We start from the raw sequence: 18,429 nt of genomic DNA on the forward strand, positions 1-18,429 counted from the left end.
GTCACGCGGAGCGCAAGGCCGGCTTGACTGGTTCGGCCTTGCCCATCCTTTTTTGGCTGATGACACAATTCCGCCCGGCGCGCTTGGCGGCATAGAGCGCCGCGTCGGCCTCGGCCAGCACCTCATCGAGGCTGCTGCCGCTTGCCTCGCCAAAGCCGATGCCGCCGCTGACAGTGCTGCGCAAAGGACCGTTCTGGGTGGCAACGACTTCGGTGCCGAAGGCAACGCCGATCTTGCTGGCGAGGTCATACGCCCTCTCTTCGGTCATCCGCGACATGACGATGGCGAATTCCTCGCCGCCGAGGCGAAAGGCGTCGACGCCGGTCCTGGCATATTTCTTGATGACCGCGGCGAAGCGGCACAGGACCTGGTCCCCCACCGGGTGGCCATGGACATCGTTCGTCCTCTTGAAATGGTCGAGGTCAAACATGACGATGGACATGAACGGACCGAAAGTCCGCTCGCCATAGAGTGACTTCAACCCGCGACGGTTCATCAGCCCCGTCAACGGATCGGTCATGGTCTCGGCCTTCAGCTCGATCTGCGCCTGCAGATGGTGGAGGGACAGCGTCAATGCGCCGAGACCGGTCATGCAGGCCACCGCCACGACGGTGTTCAGCCGTTCGGCCCAGTTGTCGGGCGCGGCCGCGAGCGTCCACTGCCCGCTGGTCAGCAAAACAACACCGCAAAGCGCAAACGATGCCGCACAGGTGCCGCTCAGAAACGAAACCACCAGCAGGATCCGGCGATCATGGCTGCCGTTGATCCAGAACATGGCCCCGATCGTCGCCAGCAGCGCGGTCACCGTCGTGTAGGTAATGATGAAGCCGACACCATCAAGGCCGAGGAAGGTCGCCACCGCACAAACGACCATGGCGGCAAGCGTCGGTGCAACGGCACGCCGGTAGCCGGGCACGCCGAGATACTGCATGGCCGACAGGCACAGGATCAGGAACCCCAGGCTAAGCAGCGCAAGCGCGATCTGGCAAAGCAGCGGATCAGGTTCCCTGGCGTACCGCCAGAACAGGATCACATGCGCGACGAGCACCAGGATGCCGCACGCCACCGTCAGGACGAAGCCTGCCTTGGGCGCGGCGAACCATATCGCAAACATGGTGATGCTGAGGCAGGTGCCCGACAGCGCGGCTGCGAGCAGGAGCGAACTGAAGTCCAGCATGTTTGGAGAGGGCCCCTTGAGCGTCGGCGGTTGCGCTGCATTCTAGGTCAGCGACGGCCCTCAGATATGGTTTTCAGCTGATCTTTCGACCCGACCTGCGGGGAGGGTTTACAAAGTGTCGATGCCATGTGTCCCGAAACCGGACCGGCTGCCGCGGCGTACCAGATCAACCCTTGTTCAGCAGAGCAAGGTTGGCGTCGACGACGGTGGGATCAGCCATGCCGGCCTTCGCTTCGAGCAGCAGCACCTTGGCCTTCTTCTTGTTGCCGCGCAGCAGTTGCGAGTAGCCCATGTTGTTGACGATCTGCGGCTTGCGGCCGGCGACTTTCAAAAGCTGGCTGTAGGCGCGGTCGGCGAAGTCGAAACGGCCGAGCTCGTCATAAGACGCGGCTAGCCCCATCCAGGCCTCTGCGTTGTCGGCCTTCAACTCGACGGCCTTGCGGAAGTGCTGTTCGGCAAGACCGTAATTGGCGTCGCGAAACTGCGCCTTGCCTTGCGCCAGGTCGGAGGTGTCGATGTCCTTGGCCGCCGGCTGAATGGCCGTGGTCTTGGTTTTGTCGACGGCACTGGTCGAGCAGCCGGTTACCATAAGAATGGCCGCCATCGCGGCCGCCGCCGTGAAACTTGTATGACGCATGCCCCTGCCCCGTCGCCCGATTTGCCGGGTCGTTTCTTCAGGGATTACGGTACACAAGAGCGATTAAACTTCGGTGCCGAAATGCACCTAATGTTTGGTTTCCGGCACACCAGCCATTAACCACCAGGCACAGGCCGCAAGGCTTCCTATTCCCAGAAGAACCATTGCGGCAAGGGCGTGAACGGCGTGCTCACGTTCCAGGACCTTGAGCGCCGCCGGAACCGGATGGCGGCTGCCATATATCCTAATGCGCGGTCATCCTGACGATGATCGGGATGATCGCGATCATCAGCACCACCGGCAGGATGCACAACGTCACCGGTACCGACATCTTGGCTGGCAAGGCATGCGCCTTTTCCTCGGCCAGCGACATGCGTTTGTGGCGCATTTCGTCGGAAAAGACGCGCAGCGCCCCCGACAGGCTGGTGCCGAGCTCCTTCGACTGTTGCAACAACGTGGCGAAGGAGCGAACCTCGTCCAGGCTGAGACGGTCGCCGAGCGCCTTCAGCGCATCATCGAGACTGCGCCCTGCCCTCAGTTCCAGCGACACCAGCTGCAGGTTCTGGCTGAGCGCCGGATAGGTCTTGGCGAGTTCCTTCGAGACGCGCTCGATGCCGGCCTCCATGCTCATGCCCGCATCCGAGCAGACGATCATCAGGTCCATGAAATCGGGAAAGCCGTTGCGGTATTCGCGCCTCTTTTCACGCACCTTCTGGCCCAGCACCATGCCCGGCAGGAAATAGCCGGCCGCGCCCGACAGGATGACGAATGTCCAACGGCTGGCCATTGTCGCGTCTGGACTGGCCATCCACTGGTTGAGCCCAAAGACACCGATCGCCGCGCCGATCATCGCCGTGAACCGGACAAGGAAAAACATGCCGACAGCGCGCGGTTCCATGTAGCCCGCCTGGATGAGCTTCATGCGCAGCCGGGCGACATTTTCCGGGTCGCTCCTGGCATAGAATTCCTGTGCCTTCTTGACTGCCTTCTCGCGCACCACGCCGGCATTCTTCTTCTGCACCGGCTCGGGCTTCGCGGCCACGGGACCGTCGTCGACCTTGAGCCGGCGCTTGACTTCGTTACGGTCGCCCTTCGCCGCCACCATCGGCCAGGCAACAGCGATAGCGCCCGCGGCCAGCAGCATGATGGCCACCGGCATCAGCGAGGTCGGTGCAAACGAGGCGAGGAATTCGACGAAGCCCTGCATGTCAGAACCGGAAATTCGACATCTTGAACATCATCAGATTGCCCAGCATCAGCCAGGTGATCGACCCGCCAATCAGGTACCAGGTTTTCGGCACACCCCAGACGTCGCGATAAAACTCGGGCATCAGCGCCATGATGGCGGCAAACAGCAGTGCCGGTATCGCCGTCAGAATATAAGCCGACATGCGACCTTCGGTCGAAATGGCCCGCACCTTACGGCGCAGCTTGCCGCGCTCGCGGATCGTCGCCGACAGGCCATCGAGGATCTCGCGCAGATTGCCGCCCGAACTGGTCTGGATCGAGACGGCGGTGACGAACAGCGGCAGGTCCTCATGGCCAACCCGGTCGAACAGCGAGTTCAACGCCGAAACCAGATCGGATCCATAGGTCACTTCGTCGGCGATGACGCCGAACTCGGTGCCGATCGGGTCGGGCATCTCACGCGACACCATGGCAATCGCCACCGGCACCGGATGGCCGGCCTTCAGGCCGCGCGTGATCAGTTCCAGTGCCTCCGGCAGCTGCACGCCGAACCGCTTAAGCCGGCGCTTGCGCATGAAACGCATCGTCATCACCGGCAGCACCGGCACCAGCACGACAAACAGCACAAGCCCCATCAATAGCGGCAAGCCGTACCAGATGGCGACCAGAGCGGCGGCGAATGCCACGCCCGAGGTGATCATCAGGAATTTCGATTGCGGCATGATCATGCCAGACTGGGTGCGCAGCGCACGAAACCGGTCCGGCGAGAACAGCGATGTCCCCGCATCGAGGCCACGCTCCTTGCGCAGCTGGATCAGCACCTGCTCCTGGCTGATCTTGTTTCCCTGCAGCTTCATGCGCCGGTTGATGGCGCTCCGCTTGTCGCTGCGGCCGGCGTAAAGCAGATAGCAGGCCTCGGCGATCAGGATGCCGGTAAGCCCGGCCGCCGCATAGATGACATAGATCGCGCTGAACCCGTCGAACACTTGGCTACTCCTGCGGCCGGCCGGGTTCGAAGTATCGTCCGGGGAATTCGATGCCCATGGCGCGCAGATCCTCGAGGAAACGCGGCCGGATGCCGGTCGCCTCGTAGTAACCGAGGATCTTGCCGTCGGCCTCCATGCCGGTGCGCACGAAGCGGAAGATCTCCTGCATCTGGATGACGTCGCCTTCCATGCCGGTCACTTCGGCGACGCTGGTCACCTTGCGCTTGCCGTCGGACAGGCGTGTCAGCTGGACGATAAGGTCGAGCGCGCTGGCGATCTGGCTGCGGATCGACTGCACCGTCATCGGCATGCCGGTCATGCCAAGCATCTGCTCAAGACGCGAAATGGCGTCGCGCGGCGTGTTGGCATGGATGGTCGCCATCGATCCTTCGTGGCCGGTGTTCATTGCCTGCAGCATGTCGAAGGCTTCTTCGCCACGGCACTCGCCGAGAATGACGCGGTCGGGACGCATGCGCAGCGCGTTCTTGACGAGATCGCGCTGCTTCAGTTCGCCATGGCCTTCGATGTTAGCCGGGCGCGTCTCCATGCGCGCGACATGCGGCTGTTGCAACTGCAACTCGGCCGCGTCCTCGATGGTGATCAGCCGCTCGTCTTCGGGAATGAAGGCCGACAGCGCGTTGAGCATGGTCGTCTTGCCAGTGCCGGTACCACCCGAAATGATCGTCGTCTTGCGGGCGTGGACCGCTGCGGCCAGCACTTCGGCCATGTTCTGGGTGATGGCGCCGAATTCGACCAGCTTGTGCAGACCGAGCTTGTTCTTGGAGAACTTGCGGATCGACACCAGCGGTCCGTCGACGGCGACCGGGCGGATGGCGGCGTTGAAACGCGAGCCGTCCAGCATGCGCGCGTCGACCATCGGCTGAGATTCGTCGACGCGGCGGCCGACAGCTGCAACGATCTTGTTGATGATGCGCAAGAGATGCGCCTCGTCCTTGAACGGAATGTGAACCTGCTGCAGCTTGCCCTTCTTTTCGACAAAGCAGTTCTGGTGGCCGTTGATCAGGATGTCGTTGATGTCGGGATCCTTGAGCAGCGGCTCCAGGGGACCGAGACCAACCATCTCGTCGACAATGTCGTCAACCAGCGCGCCAAGTTCGGCGGTGTTGATCGCCATCCGCTCCTGCTTGGTTTTTTCCGACACGAAATCATGCACCTGGCGGCGCATCTCATCCTTGGGCAGACGCTCCAGCGCGACAAGATTGATTTCCTCGAGCAGCAGCCGGTGGATGCGCACGCGTGCATCGAGCACCTTGTTGGCATTCTTCGCAGGTGCTGCTTCCGGCTTTGCCGGCAAGGCCTTTCGGCTCGTCGGAATGACGACGGCATGATGCGCAACCGGCGTTGGCTCGGCGGCGCGCTGCGGACGCGCATCGCGGTTCTGCAACGTGGAGAAGCGGCTGCTCATCCTGCCTTCCTCTTCAGCAATTCTCTGCCCATGCCAAACAACGAACGCGATTTCGTCCGGGTTGGGACAGCTTCCTCTGGCAGGATGATCTTCTTCAGATCGTTGATGACATTGGCGTTCGGATCGATCTCGTGCAGCGGCACGCCGCGGTCGACCGCCTCGCGCACCAGACGGTAGTTGTTCGAAATGCCGCCGACGAAATGCTCGCCAAGGATCTCCTGGACGTCGGCCTGCTTGATGCCATTGTCGAACATCTTCTGCTCGAAACGGTTGACGATGACGTTCGGCTTCACTTCCTTGCCCACGGTCTCATAGACCGCCTGGATCAGCCGCTGCGTGTGGCGCAGGCATGGCACCGTCATTTCGGCGACAATGTAGAGCTTGTTGGAACCGAGCAGCACGGTCTCCGTCCACGGAAACCAGGTACGTGGCATGTCGATGACGACATTGTCGAAATAGGCCGAGACAAGATCCAGCATACGCACCACGACATCGGTCTTGAACGAGCGCATCTCGGCGGGATGCGTCGGCGCCGCCAGCACGCAAAGCCCGCTGGCATGCTTGGACAGCATCACGTCGAGCAGTTGCCGGTCGAGGCGCTCGGGCTGGTTCTCGATCTCGGTGATGTCGAAGCGCGGTTCGAGGTCGAGATATTCGGCACAGGCGCCCTGCTGGAAATTGAGGTCGACCACGCAGGTCGAGGCGCCGCGCGTTACCGAGTGATGCAGCTGGAAGGCGGTCTGCAGCGCCAGCGTGGTGGTCCCGACGCCGCCCGCGGCCGGCATGAAGGTGTAGATCTGCGACTCGGTGTTTTCCTCGCGCCCAGGCCCTTGCAGCGCACGGACGACCGAGCGCACGAGGTCGGCGGTGCCGATCGGCTTGACCAGGAAATCCGCGACCTTGAGCTGCACGAGGATGCGCACCGCGGCCGCGTTGAACTCCTGGGTGACGACGACAACCGGCGTCTTGCCCTCCAGCCGGCGCATGATGCGCTGTAGCGACTCGACCTCCTCCAGTTTTGCCGCATCCATGTCGACGATGATGACGCCGAAGTCGGCCTCCTGGATCTCGCCGCGTAGTTCGCTGACATTCTTTTCCACGGTCGCGAGCTGGATGATCTCGGAGGAGGCGAATGCGGTCCGCGTGTCCTGCACAAACGTCCTATCGGTCGATATGAGCAGGATCTTCCTGGTCTTGGTGCCGTTTGCCATTCTTGTCAGCCTGTCAGGTCGGTCGACCGTTGGATCAGTTGGTTGTGGTAGTCTGTGACGCCTTCGCACCGGCCGCCTGATCGGGAGTGACGGCCGCCGCGCTGTCGCGCTGTGCGGGTACCAGAAGCCTGGTGTTCTGGACGCCGTATTTCCACGGATCGACCATCTGCATGACGGTGTTCGCGGCCTGTGCGTTGCCGGCGTCCGTCGTCACCCCTTCGCTGCGCACATAGTCGTCGCTGGTGCAGCCGGCGGCGAAGCCGGCAAGCAACAAGGTGAAGCACAATCCTCGAGCCTGACGCATGATTTCAATCCTTTGGCAGGTCGAGGAAATGGCCGGCCGTGGTGGCCGCAGCGGGTTGCGTGACACGGCCGTCGGCCATCGCGACAGCGCGGCCGGGATCGGAGCCCTTCACTTCCTCGGTATTGTTGAGGAAATAATCGACGTTGCTGGCCGGCTGCGTGCCGTCGGTCGGTTCGACGAGCTTCTTCGAGGGGTCGACCGGTTTGACCAGGTAGGGCGTGACGATGATGACCAGGTCGGTCTCGCGCCGCTGATAGGATTTCGACGAGAACAGCGCCCCAAGCACCGGCATCTTGCCGAGGCCGGGAATGCGCGACGTGGTGATGTCGTTTTGCGACTGCAGCAATCCGGCGATCATGAAGCTCTGGCCGTTCTTCAGGTCGACCGACGTCTTGGCGCGGCGCACGATGAAGCCGGGCACCGAAATGCTGCCGATGTTATAGGAGGCCGAGGCGTCGATCGAGGAGACTTCCGGCGCGATGTCCAGGCTGACCAGCCCATCCTTGAGCACCGTCGGCGTGAAATCCAGGCTGACGCCGTATTTCTTGTAGCTGACGGAAATCTTGCCGTTGTCCTCGGAGACCGGGATCGGGAATTCGCCGCCGGCGAGGAAGCTGGCTGTCTCGCCGGAGCGGGCGATAAGGTTCGGCTCGGCCAGCCGCCGGGCCAGGCCGCGCTCTTCCAGCGCCTTGATGGCAATATCGATCGATACGCCGTTCGACAGAAGCCGGCCGATGATCTCACCGGTGCCGGCGGCCGGCACCGAGCCCGGATCGAGCGTGACGTCGCGCCCGCCGATGCCGTAGGCGAAATTGGCGCTATATTTGGCACCCAGATCCTGGCCCGCCTGGCGATTGATCTCGACGAAGCGGACATTGAGCTGAACCTGCTGCGATGACGAGATGTTGACCGAGTTGATCACTTCCTCGTTGCCGGAAAACCGCGTCGCGATCTTGTTCGCCTTTTCGGCGGCGACCGCGTCATCCGCCTCGCCTGACAGCACGACACGGCCATTGGCCGAGCCGACCTTGATCCGGGCGTCCGGCACGCTGGCGCGGATGGTGCTCGCCAACTGGTCGGTGTCGAGCGTCACCTCGATGTCGATGGTGCCGACAAGCTGCTTGTTCTGATCGAACAAAGCAACGCCGGTGGTGCCGAGGTTGTTGCCGAGCACATAGAAGGACTTGTCGGTCAGCGGATTGACGTTGGCGATCTCCGGATCGCCGATGACGATCTGGTAGAAGGCAGCGCTCGTCATGATCGTCTTCGGCTTGCCCTTGGCCACTTTTATCGAGGCATTCTTGGTCGACGACACATAGACGATGTCGTTGTCGGCCCTGGCCGAGGCGCCGAAAGTCAGCATCGCGGCAGCGGCCAGCGAAGCCGCGACAGCCAGGCTACGCACAACGCGCAACCTTCCCATAATCCGATACGCGATCAGCCCGAGCATTGTCCCGTCCCTCACCCAGTCCCCACTGGCTTCTATTTCTGGTCCCGCGAAGGAACCTGATATTCCTCGGCCTGCGTGCCGCGCGTTACGATAATCGTCTTGAACTTTGGCTTCTCCGGCTCTTTCGGCATGGCATCGAACAGCGATCCTGCAGCCGCCTTGACATTGGATGCCACCGACCCGCCGAAGGATGAGATGGTGGTGACGCCGTTGTTGCCGTCGCCGCCTTCGGAGGCCGAGCGAAGCGACAGCGACAGCGTGCCGACGGTGCGGGCAAGCGCCACTTTCTGCGCGCCGTCGGTCGTCACCTCGATGGTCACCGAATTGGCAATCTGCGGCGTCGTCTGGCGCACGTCCGCGCCCTGCCCGACACTCAGCACCTTGGCGTCGGCGACGACGATCTCGGAGGTGATCGTCGAACCGGCCGCCCCTTGAGCATTCTTGGCCACTTCCTGGATTTCGCCGGCGTCGCGCGTCAGCACGACATCAACGCGGTCGCCGGGGGTGACGAAGCCGCCGACACCGGCAATCTCGTCGGTGCGGATGGTCACCGCCCGCATTCCGGGCGTCAGCATGTTGGAAAGCGTCGCGCGGCCATTTGCCCCCGACAACTTGGTGAGCAGCACCGGTTCGTTGACCTCGATCGGCGACAGCACCACGCGACTGCCTTCGCCAAGCAACCCGTCGATGGTGGCAAAGGCGCCTTGCGGCAAGGAATCCTGCGGCCAGGGGATTTCGCTGAGCTTCGCGCGGTCGAGCTCCATGCCATAACGCAATGGGGCACTCGCCACCACGATGGTCTTGAACTCGATCCTGGGTGCCGCGGGAGGGGCGATCGACGCCGTCTTCTCCTCGGAATCGGCCGCAGCCTGGCGCTTGACCCAGAAATCCGCGGCAAAGATCGAGATCGCACCGAAAACGGCGGCGATCCCGATCATCGTTATGGCCTTGCCCCTCACGCCGAAAACCCCTGATGCCCGTAGTTTCTTGTTTTGTTGGGCTCACGTTAGGCGGCATTGTTAAAGAATCAGGAATCTTGTGCAGCGCATTGGACCTATTTCCGCCGGCTTGGTTATCGAATGGTTTTGGGTTAAGACGGGGCAGATCCCCGAACGGAACAGGAACCTCGGTCGCTTGGCGCTGAAAAGCGTGGCAGTATCCCGAGGTGATTCGCAGCACCGGAATCTATGGCAGGCATGGACGACAACAACGATCTTTTCGGCAATCTGGACAAGCAGCCGCAGCCGGTTCGCACACCGGCGCGCCAGGCGGACCCGCTGGTGCAGGCCACCAAGCGTCCCGCTGCGACCAAGGATGGCAGCGAGGGCTATAGTGCCGCCGACATCGAAGTGCTGGAGGGGCTGGAGCCGGTGCGTCGCCGGCCAGGCATGTATATCGGTGGCACCGACGACAAGGCGATGCACCATCTGTTTGCCGAGGTCATCGACAACTCGATGGACGAGGCCGTCGCCGGCCACGCCACCTTCATCGATGTCGAACTTTCCGCCGACGGCTATCTCGCAGTCACCGACAATGGCCGCGGCATCCCGGTCGATCCGCATCCGAAATTCAAGAAGCCGGCGCTCGAAGTGATCATGACGACGCTTCACTCGGGCGGCAAGTTCGACTCGAAAGTCTACGAGACCTCGGGCGGCCTGCATGGCGTCGGCGTTTCCGTGGTCAACGCGCTGTCGGACCATCTCGAGGTCGAGGTCGCGCGGGGACGGCAGCTTTACCGGCAAAAATTCTCGCGTGGTGTTCCAGTGACCGGCCTGGAGCAACTCGGCGAGGTCCATAACCGGCGCGGCACAAAAATACGGTTCCATCCCGACGAGCAGATTTTCGGCAAAGGCGCCGCGTTCGAACCGGCGCGGCTCTACCGCATGACGCGCTCGAAAGCCTACCTGTTCGGGGGCGTCGAAATCCGCTGGACCTGCGATCCGTCCCTGATCAAGGAAAAGGACCAGACGCCGGCCAAGGCGGAATTCCATTTTCCCGGCGGCCTGAAGGATTATCTCAAAGCATCGCTCGGCGACGACTTCCAGGTGACGCGCGAAATCTTCGCCGGCAAGAGCGACAAGCAAGGCGGCCATGGTTCGCTCGAATGGGCGGTGACCTGGTTCGGCGGTGATGGTTTCATCAATTCCTACTGCAACACCATCCCGACCGGTGAAGGCGGTACCCACGAGGCTGGCTTCCGCAATGTGCTGACGCGGGGCCTGCGCGCCTATGCCGATCTTGTCGGCAACAAGCGCGCCTCGATCGTCACCTCGGAAGACGTCATGATCTCGGCGGCGGGCATGCTGTCGGTGTTCATCCGCGAGCCGGAATTCGTCGGCCAGACCAAGGACAGGCTGGCGACGATCGAGGCGATCCGCATTGTCGAGAGCGCGATCCGCGATCCGTTCGACCATTGGCTGGCCGACAATCCGCAAGAGGCCTCGAAGCTGCTCGAATGGGTGATCGCCCGCGCCGACGAGCGGGTGCGCCGCCGCCAGGAAAAGGAAGTGTCGCGCAAAAGCGCGGTGCGTAAACTGCGGCTGCCGGGCAAGCTCGCCGACTGCACGCAGAATGCCGCCGCCGGCGCCGAACTCTTCATCGTCGAAGGTGACTCGGCCGGCGGCTCGGCCAAGCAGGCGCGCGACCGCGCCAGCCAGGCGGTGCTGCCATTGCGCGGCAAGATCCTCAACGTCGCCAGCGCCGGCAACGACAAGCTTGCCGGCAACCAGCAGATTTCAGACCTGATCCAGGCGCTCGGCTGCGGCACACGGTCGAAATACCGTGATGAGGATTTGCGCTACGACCGCGTCATCATCATGACCGACGCCGACGTCGACGGCGCCCACATCGCCTCGCTGCTGATTACCTTTTTCTATCAGGAGATGCCGGCCCTGGTGCGTGGTGGCCACCTCTTCCTGGCGGTACCGCCGCTTTACTCGATCAGGCAAGGCGGCAAGGTCGCCTATGCCCGTGACGACGCGCACAAGGACGAGCTTCTGCGCACCGAATTCACCGGACGCGGCAAGGTCGAGCTTGGCCGCTTCAAGGGGTTGGGCGAGATGATGGCCGCGCAGCTCAAGGAAACCACCATGGATCCGCGAAAGCGCACGCTGCTTCGGATCGACGTGATCGATGCCGAGGCCGCGACCAAGGACGCGGTCGACGCGCTAATGGGGACCAAGCCGGAAGCCCGCTTCCGCTTCATCCAGGAACGCGCCGAATTCGCCGAGACGGAAGTGCTGGATATCTGAACATCGTCTGCTCTAGCTTGTTGGCGTCGAGTGCGGAGATGAGCGATTGACCTGGGACCGGCTGCGCAGCGGTTTTATGGCGAGGCTTGCCGCCCTGACGCAGCCGACGCGCTCGGACTGGATTTTCGCCCTTCGCACCGTTTCGGCCGGCTTGATGGCGCTTCTGGTCGCCTACGCCCTCAAGCTCGACCACCCGCAATGGGCAATGATGACGGTGTTCATCGTCGCCCAACCCGTTGCCGGCATGGTGCTTGCGAAAGGCTTCTACCGGTTGCTCGGCACGCTTGCCGGCGGCGTCGCCGCGATCGGCATTACCACGGTCTTTGGCACCAACCCCTGGGTGCTGGTGACCGTGCTCGCCGTATGGATCGGCATTTGCACCTTCGTCTCGTCGCTGCTGCGCAATCCCGAAGCTTACGGTGCCGCCCTTGCCGGCTACACCGCGATGATCATCGGCTTGCCCTCCTTCGGACAGCCGCACCTCGTTGTCGATCTCACGGTCGCGCGTTGTGCCGAGATCGTGCTCGGTATCGTCTGCGCTGGCCTGACCAGCCGGCTGATCCTGCCAAGACTGGCCAGCGACGCCATCATCTCGCGGCTGAAGCGCTGCATTCTCGATCTCGCCACCTATGCCGGCGGCGCGTTCTCCGGTGGCGATGCGGCAACGCTCTCCGGCCTGCATCGAAAGCTGGTCGCCGACACCCAGACGCTCGGCGAGATGCGCGCCTATGCCAGGCTCGAAGCGCCGAGCTTCGCGCCGCGCGCCCATCCGGTCCGGCGCACCATCGGACAACTGCTCTCCGCCCTGTCGGCGGCTCGCACGCTGCATTCCCACGCCGCTCCGAAGAACGCGGCCCTCATACCGGTGCGCTCAGAGTTGCAGGCCCTTGTCAGCGAACTGGCGGCCAGGCCGGGCGCGCTCGACGATACGGCGCCTTGGGTGGAACGGCTCGATGCGATCTCGGCCAGGGCACGGCAGATGCCTGATGCATCGGTCGACCAAGGTGATGACAGGGTTGGCACCGTCACCCGCCTCATCATCGCCGCCGATTTCGCCGAGGCCCTCAAGCAGGTGCTGCGCGGCCTCGATGCCCTGCGCGCGCCTGTCGTGCGCCCGGCCCGGGGCAGCAGGCAGCCCGCGCTGGTGGTGCACCGCGATTACCCCGGCGCATCGCGCAACGCCATACGCGCCGCCCTCGCGACGCTGCTGGTCGCGGCTTTCTGGCTGACGACCAAATGGACGGAAGCCGCCGGCACCGTCATCCTCGTTGCCGTCGTGTCGAGCCTGTTTGCCGCGCGGCCGGACCCGGTCCAGGTGTCCTGGGGCTTCTTCAAGGGAACGCTGCTCGCTTTGCCCTTTGCCTTTCTCGTCGGCCAGATCGCGCTGCCCGCCCTGCCCGGCTTCGGCTGGTTCATGCTGTTTGTGGTGCCTATCCTGGTGCCAACGGCCCTGGCCATGGCCAATCCGCGCTATGTTGGCGTGGCGACGGCCTTCGCCATCAACTTCCTCGCCTTCCTCAGTCCGCATCAGGCGATGACCTATGATCCTGGCCCGTTCTTCGCCGGATCGGCGTCGATCCTGGTCGGCATCCTGCTGGCAATCGGTGTCTTCATCGTCGTGCTGCCCGCCAATCCGTGGCTGGCGGCCAACCGCATCGTGCGCGCCATGCGCGAGGATCTGGCGCGGCTTTGCCTGCATGAGCGCGTGGCGAGGCGTTCGGCCTTCGAGAGCCTCGCCTATGACCGCATCAACCAGCTGATGCCGCTAGTGCAGAACGCCGGCCGGAAAGGCGATGCGGTTCTGGGCGGCGGCGTCGCCGCCGTCACGGTCGGTCTCGAAATCCTGCGGCTGCGCGGCGCAAGCCAAGGCCATGCCATCCCGTCCGAGACCGCGCTTTCGATCGCCAACTTCCTGAAGGGGCTGGCGCGCGAGCTGCTCTTCCGCGCTCCGGGCGATCCGCAGACAGCGACCGTCGCCGTCGCTCGCCAATATGCGGCGTCCATCGCTCGGCGAAACGACACCGGTGAATTGCTGCAGATCGCGGCATCGCTACGCATCATTGCCGCCGCGATGGACGATTTCCCGGACTTTTTCGCGAAGAATGAAGGTTAAGCCGCCGCGATCGCCAGCGCATGGCCGCGCGCATTCTCACGCAGCGCATCGAGATGGATCGACTTGACCAGGGCGGCGAGATCGCCTTCCGCCGACTGTCCGCCCACTTCCTTGAGCATCAGCCAGCTGACCTCCTGCACTCCAGCGACGCGCTTGCCGTTGGCGACCTCGCGCCAGATCTTCAGCGCACGCAGGATGACGGCATGCGTGGCGGTGGCGAGGCCGGCGCTGCGAAACAGCGCCTGCAAAGCCACGTCGTGCCCGCCGGCCAGCAACGCCCTCACCCTTTGTTCGGACTGCTGGCTGAGCGCGACCAGCGCCGAGCCGAAGAAATCGACCTTGCCGTGCGCGATGGTTCGGATGAGGAAGCTGGCGGTGAGATCGCCGCGCAGGCGCAGATGTTCGATCAGCGCCGAATGTTCTTCCTGACGCGTGCCCTCGATCAGCGTCACCGAGGCCTTGATGCAAGCGTCGCGCATGACGCGGTCGGCCCGGGCGGCCCCCATCAACGCCATGACCAGCGGCGACGTCTTGAGCATTTCACCGAGCTTGACGAGCAGCATATGCCGGCAGTCGGCAGGCAGGCGGGCGTCTGATATCAGCGCCTCGCGCACCAAAGGCAGGTGCCCATGGCGTTCGGCCATGCGGCGGAAGCTGAGCGAGGCGATGTCGGCGCCGCTGTTGGCGAGCAAAACGGCACAGGCTTCCGCCTCGCCGATCTCGGCGATGGCAGCCGACAGCGCCATCGAGACGAGCGGCCGATCGGCGATCAATTTTTGCGTCACTTTCGGACTGCTGGCCACGCGGTTGATCAAATCGGCGTCGGTGAGCAGCGGCGAGCGTGCCAGGACCACGCCGGCGACTTCCGGCTGGTCGGACGCCAGCGCGCTGATGATCTGCAGCGGCGCGTGGTGGCTCATGGACAGCGCTTCGGCCATCGCCAGCCGCACCTTTGACGAGGCGTCGTCGAGCAGCAGCGTCAGCGCCGCCTCGGCGGCGCAGCGATCCTCGAAAGGCAGGTCGGAATTGACATAGGCTCGAGCCAGCGCGTTGGCCGCGGCGGCGCGCTCCGAGACCCTGGCCGTGCAAATCCATCTCAAAAAATGCGAAACGACCATGCCGCCTGCCTATGCCCCTCACCAGAATGCTTCTGGTCCCGTGGAGACGGTAGGCAGAAATGGTTTACGAACGGTTCACCATGTTCATTAACTGGCTTGCGAGCGTGGTTTGCAGCGCCTATCAACCGTCAGGCAGCGGAGGAGAAGGAAAATGGCCGGGCTTTATCTCCAGGAGTTCGTCGTCGGCCACGTCTTCCAGCACACACTGCGCAAGACCGTCACCGAGAGCGACAACATGCTGTTTTCGGTGATGACGCTGAACCCGCAGCCGCTGCATATCGATTTCGACTTCGCCGCCAAAAGCGAATGGGGCAAACCGCTGGTCAACTCGCTGTTCACGCTCGGCCTGATGATCGGCATTTCGGTCAATGACATCACCGTTGGCACCACGGTCGCCAATCTCGGCATGAAGGAAACGGTGTTTCCGCATCCGGTTTTTCATGGCGATACCATCCGCGTCGAAACGACGGTGATTTCGGTGCGCGAATCGAAATCGAAGCCCGATCGCGGCATCGTCGAATTCGAGCACCGCGCCTACAACCAGCATGGCGACCTTGTCGCCAAATGCACCAGGCAGGCCATGATGCTGAAGAAGGCGGCCTGATGCGTTCGCTGCTGTTCGTCCCCGGTGACTCGGAGAGGAAGCTGGAGAAGGGTTTTGGCGCCGGCGCCGACGTTGTCATCGTCGACCTCGAGGATTCCGTGGCGCCCCAAAACAAGGCGCTGGCGCGCGAGATCGCGGCACGTTTCATCACCAGCCACAGGACGCAAACGGGCTCCGCGATCTATGTCAGGGTCAACGACCTCTCGACCGGGCAGACCGATGACGATCTGGCGGCGCTCGTTCCAACCAGGCCCGACGGCATCATGCTGCCGAAGTCGAACAGCGGCCAGGATGTGCAGCATCTCTCGGCAAAGCTCCGGGTTCGCGAGGCCGAAAACGGCTTGGCCGACGGCGCGATCACGATCCTGCCGATCATCACCGAAACACCGGCGGGCGTGCTGGCGGCGGCGACCTATGCCGGGGCAAGCGCGCGACTTGCCGGCCTCACCTGGGGGGCGGAAGACCTGTCGGCGGCGCTCGGCGCACGCGCGGCGCGCGACGAGCGCGGCCGCTACACCGATGTGTTCCGCCATGCGCGCCTGACGACCATCCTTGCGGCCGCCGCAGCGGAAGTCGCGGCGATCGACACCGTCTTTCCGAATTTTCGCGACATGGCCGCCTTCGAAGCGGAGTGTGCCGAGGCGGAGCGGGATGGCTTCACCGGCAAGATGGCGATCCACCCCGATCAGGTGCCCGTCATCAACGCCGCTTTCACGCCTTCGGCGGAGGCTGTGAAACACTCCATGGCAATCGTCGACGCATTCGCGGCGGCGGGAAACCCCGGCGTCCTCGGCATCGACGGCAAGATGGTCGACCGCCCGCATCTGCGCCTGGCCGAACGGCTTCTGGCTCGGGCCAGGGCAGCGGGGATTTCCGCTTAGTCTCAGTCCCGCGCCAGCACGATGATCCGGTCTTCCGGCAGATAGGCCAGCGCTTCCGACTTCAGCGGGTTGACGGTCACCCCGCCCAGCGCTCGCTGGTCGGCGTCTGCGGCGCGGATGCGTCGGTGACCTATAGCGATTTCGCCGCGCAACCGCGCGGATTCCGCGATCGTCCAGAAGGTCAAAGGCCGGTCGATGGCGACATAGTCGGCGACCGGACGCATGTAGATTTCAGAACCCTTCTCGTCGAGCAGGTCATCGAAGATCGCGGCGAGGTGCTGGTTCTCGGACGCCTGCGCCAGCATCAGGCTGACCAGCCTGTTGCTGACGACGAAGTCATCGGCCTTGGTCACCGCCGCAAGCTCCCGGTTGCGCACATCGATCATCTCGCTGACGATGCTGATGTGCAGGCCGGTATCATCCGCGATCTTGCGCAGATGCAGCAGCGTCACCAGGGTGCGCGTATCGGCCGGCTGTGCTGCCATGGTTTCGCTGTAGCCGAGGACGAGCACGTGGTCGTAGGAAGGCACATCCAGGCCTGCCAGCGCGGTGCTGCTCGACGTGTCGGTGACACGGCAATTGACCGTCAGATTGTCGCCGGCGACCGGCAGTTCGGCAACTTCCTGCTGGAGGCCGGGCGTATCGGCGGCGATGGTCAGGATCGAACCAGGCGCGACGTAGCGCGACAATTCGTAGGTGATGATCGGACCGCGCCTGTTCCAGCCAAGGACCAGCATGCGCTCAGGCTTTGCCTCGACGGGCTGCGGGCCGCGGATCGCCGCCGCGTCGATCTTGATCCCAGCGCTTCCCAGCTTTATCGCGGCATCGTCCTCGGCGATGATAATGGCGCGCATGTCCTTGGCGATCACGAGGTTCGACGAAGGGTTGAGACTGACGCGCCCCTTGGCGTCGCAAAGCCCGATCAGCGTGCAGTGCTCAAACGCCATCACCGCCTCGCCGAAGATCTTGCCGGCGAGGTCCGGCTGCTCGATCGTGTAGATTTCGCAGCCGTCGAAATCGAGCAGCTCCGAATAGACGCCGCTCAGACCCGATTGCCGGCTCGAATGCACGACGATGCGCGAGATCAGCTGGTCGGCCAGCACGAGCTGCACCTCGGCTCCGCCGACGACGCGGGCGACCTCGGCGTTCTTGCCATCGCGAATCTCGGCCGCGATGTTGTAGGGGTCGGCGCGCCGGTTCGGGTCATTGACCAGCGCCAGCACCGTCTTGATGACCTGCGAATCCGGATCGTCGCCGTCGGGCGACAGCACGATGACCGAGCGCGAAGTCTGCGGATTGACGATGGCCAGGTCGTAGAGATCGGTCGGGTCGCCGCTGCGGCAGATGATGCGCGTGTTGCCCAGTTTGCCGACCTTGGCCGCGATCTCGTCCTCCATCTCGACCTTGTCCATATTGGCCATGACGACGATGCGCGGATGGCGGCGGCTGGCATTGGCAATGACGAGTTCGGAGATGACGTCGAAGATCGACGGCGACCAGTTGAGGATGATAGTGTGATCGGTCTCCAGCACCCGCGAACGGCCCTTGCGCAATTCATCGAGCTTGCTGTCGACACCGGCGCTGAGCACGCCGATGAGAGCCGAGACGACGAAGATGCCGGCCAGCGTGACCAACAACATGACGAGACGGAAGGCCCAGCCAGTGTCACCGCCCATCGTGCCGGAATCGAGCGTGCGCATCAGCGATTCCCAGAACGCTTCGAAAAAGTTCAGCGGCTCGCCGCCTTCCGGCGTGATGCGGGTCACCGCAAGGAAACCCGCGGCGGCGATGATGATCAGCAGGGAAATGACGGCGAGCCAGCCGATCAGCGCGATCGGGCCGGCGGCCATGCTCTTGTCAAAGCCGTAGCGCAGCCGGGTTCCCAGCGAGTCTCGTTTCTTCATGTCGCCGGCGCCCCGCACTATCCCCAAGGTCGATGCGCCTACCCCAACGCACCGCCGAAGCCGCTCTCTTAGCGTGTGTTTTAATAAAGGGGAATCGCTTTCGCTTTTTCATGGCCGATCGCTCTGGACCGCTCATCGGCCTTCCAAACCGAAGCATTGGGATTGCGGTCGGGCCGAGT

Annotated in this window: 15 protein-coding genes; 4 read left to right on the top strand and 11 right to left on the bottom strand. The window is 63.4% G+C overall.

The annotated features are described in order from the left end of the window. Nucleotide 1: 1 nt before the first annotated feature. The 9 genes from BLS48_RS01970 to cpaB all read right to left on the bottom strand — a co-directional run bounded on the left by BLS48_RS01970 (nucleotide 2) and on the right by cpaB (nucleotide 9,317). Nucleotides 2-1,177, bottom strand: coding sequence for a GGDEF domain-containing protein (locus tag BLS48_RS01970; RefSeq protein ID WP_091575194.1), 1,176 nt, complete (start codon nucleotides 1,175-1,177; stop codon nucleotides 2-4). A 166-nt stretch (nucleotides 1,178-1,343) separates the two neighbouring features. Beyond that, nucleotides 1,344-1,814: a tetratricopeptide repeat protein gene (locus BLS48_RS01975; RefSeq protein WP_091575195.1), complete on the bottom strand. Its 471-nt coding sequence runs from the start codon at nucleotides 1,812-1,814 to the stop codon at nucleotides 1,344-1,346. 244 nt (nucleotides 1,815-2,058) lie between these two features. Beyond that, nucleotides 2,059-3,021, bottom strand: a complete 963-nt coding sequence (locus BLS48_RS01980; protein WP_091575197.1) for a type II secretion system F family protein — start codon at nucleotides 3,019-3,021, stop codon at nucleotides 2,059-2,061. A 1-nt stretch (nucleotide 3,022) separates the two neighbouring features. Further along, complete coding sequence (locus BLS48_RS01985; RefSeq protein WP_091575199.1) at nucleotides 3,023-3,988, bottom strand: type II secretion system F family protein; 966 nt, start codon at nucleotides 3,986-3,988, stop codon at nucleotides 3,023-3,025. A gap of 4 nt (nucleotides 3,989-3,992) precedes the next feature. Next, nucleotides 3,993-5,414, bottom strand: coding sequence for a TadA family conjugal transfer-associated ATPase (locus tag BLS48_RS01990; RefSeq protein ID WP_091575200.1), 1,422 nt, complete (start codon nucleotides 5,412-5,414; stop codon nucleotides 3,993-3,995). After that, nucleotides 5,411-6,625, bottom strand: coding sequence for a CpaE/TadZ family protein (locus BLS48_RS01995; protein ID WP_091575202.1), 1,215 nt, complete (start codon nucleotides 6,623-6,625; stop codon nucleotides 5,411-5,413). Before BLS48_RS01995 ends, BLS48_RS01990 begins: the two co-directional genes overlap by 4 nt. A gap of 34 nt (nucleotides 6,626-6,659) precedes the next feature. Then, on the bottom strand, nucleotides 6,660-6,929 hold the full coding sequence (locus BLS48_RS02000; RefSeq protein ID WP_091575204.1) for a hypothetical protein: 270 nt from the start codon (nucleotides 6,927-6,929) through the stop codon (nucleotides 6,660-6,662). Nucleotides 6,930-6,933: 4 nt separating this feature from the next. After that, the gene (locus tag BLS48_RS02005; protein ID WP_425284649.1) at nucleotides 6,934-8,352 is read right to left on the bottom strand and encodes a type II and III secretion system protein family protein; all 1,419 of its coding nucleotides are present in this window, start codon (nucleotides 8,350-8,352) and stop codon (nucleotides 6,934-6,936) included. A gap of 59 nt (nucleotides 8,353-8,411) precedes the next feature. Next, nucleotides 8,412-9,317 carry a Flp pilus assembly protein CpaB gene (gene cpaB, locus BLS48_RS02010; RefSeq protein WP_091575207.1) on the bottom strand — a complete coding sequence of 302 codons (906 nt, stop codon included), beginning with the start codon at nucleotides 9,315-9,317 and terminating at the stop codon, nucleotides 8,412-8,414. 258 nt (nucleotides 9,318-9,575) lie between these two features. On the opposite strand from cpaB, the gene parE reads away from it, so the two are divergent. Both parE and BLS48_RS02020 read left to right on the top strand, forming a co-directional pair. Beyond that, entirely contained in the window at nucleotides 9,576-11,630 is a 2,055-nt protein-coding gene (gene parE / locus BLS48_RS02015) for a DNA topoisomerase IV subunit B (protein ID WP_091575626.1), read from the top strand. Between the two features lie 46 nt (nucleotides 11,631-11,676). Then, nucleotides 11,677-13,743 carry an FUSC family protein gene (locus tag BLS48_RS02020; protein ID WP_167364908.1) on the top strand — a complete coding sequence of 689 codons (2,067 nt, stop codon included), beginning with the start codon at nucleotides 11,677-11,679 and terminating at the stop codon, nucleotides 13,741-13,743. On the opposite strand, the gene BLS48_RS02025 is transcribed toward BLS48_RS02020, so the two are convergent. Next, nucleotides 13,740-14,861, bottom strand: coding sequence for a DUF2336 domain-containing protein (locus BLS48_RS02025; protein ID WP_091575210.1), 1,122 nt, complete (start codon nucleotides 14,859-14,861; stop codon nucleotides 13,740-13,742). The two genes, BLS48_RS02020 and BLS48_RS02025, sit on opposite strands and share 4 nt — an antisense overlap. A 109-nt stretch (nucleotides 14,862-14,970) precedes the next feature. Here BLS48_RS02025 and BLS48_RS02030 point away from each other — a divergent pair, with 109 nt between their 5' ends. Both BLS48_RS02030 and BLS48_RS02035 read left to right on the top strand, forming a co-directional pair. Continuing rightward, a complete protein-coding gene (locus tag BLS48_RS02030; protein WP_483127881.1) occupies nucleotides 14,971-15,465 on the top strand; it encodes a MaoC family dehydratase in 495 nt (164 codons plus the stop codon). Further along, entirely contained in the window at nucleotides 15,465-16,346 is an 882-nt protein-coding gene (locus BLS48_RS02035) for an HpcH/HpaI aldolase/citrate lyase family protein (RefSeq protein ID WP_091575214.1), read from the top strand. The genes BLS48_RS02030 and BLS48_RS02035 overlap by 1 nt, the downstream gene beginning before the upstream one ends. A 2-nt stretch (nucleotides 16,347-16,348) precedes the next feature. On the opposite strand, the gene BLS48_RS02040 is transcribed toward BLS48_RS02035, so the two are convergent. Further along, nucleotides 16,349-18,250 carry a CASTOR/POLLUX-related putative ion channel gene (locus BLS48_RS02040; protein ID WP_091575215.1) on the bottom strand — a complete coding sequence of 634 codons (1,902 nt, stop codon included), beginning with the start codon at nucleotides 18,248-18,250 and terminating at the stop codon, nucleotides 16,349-16,351. Nucleotides 18,251-18,429 lie beyond the last annotated feature (179 nt).

It is taken from the genome of Mesorhizobium qingshengii (assembly GCF_900103325.1).
Lineage (GTDB): Bacteria > Pseudomonadota > Alphaproteobacteria > Rhizobiales > Rhizobiaceae > Mesorhizobium > Mesorhizobium qingshengii.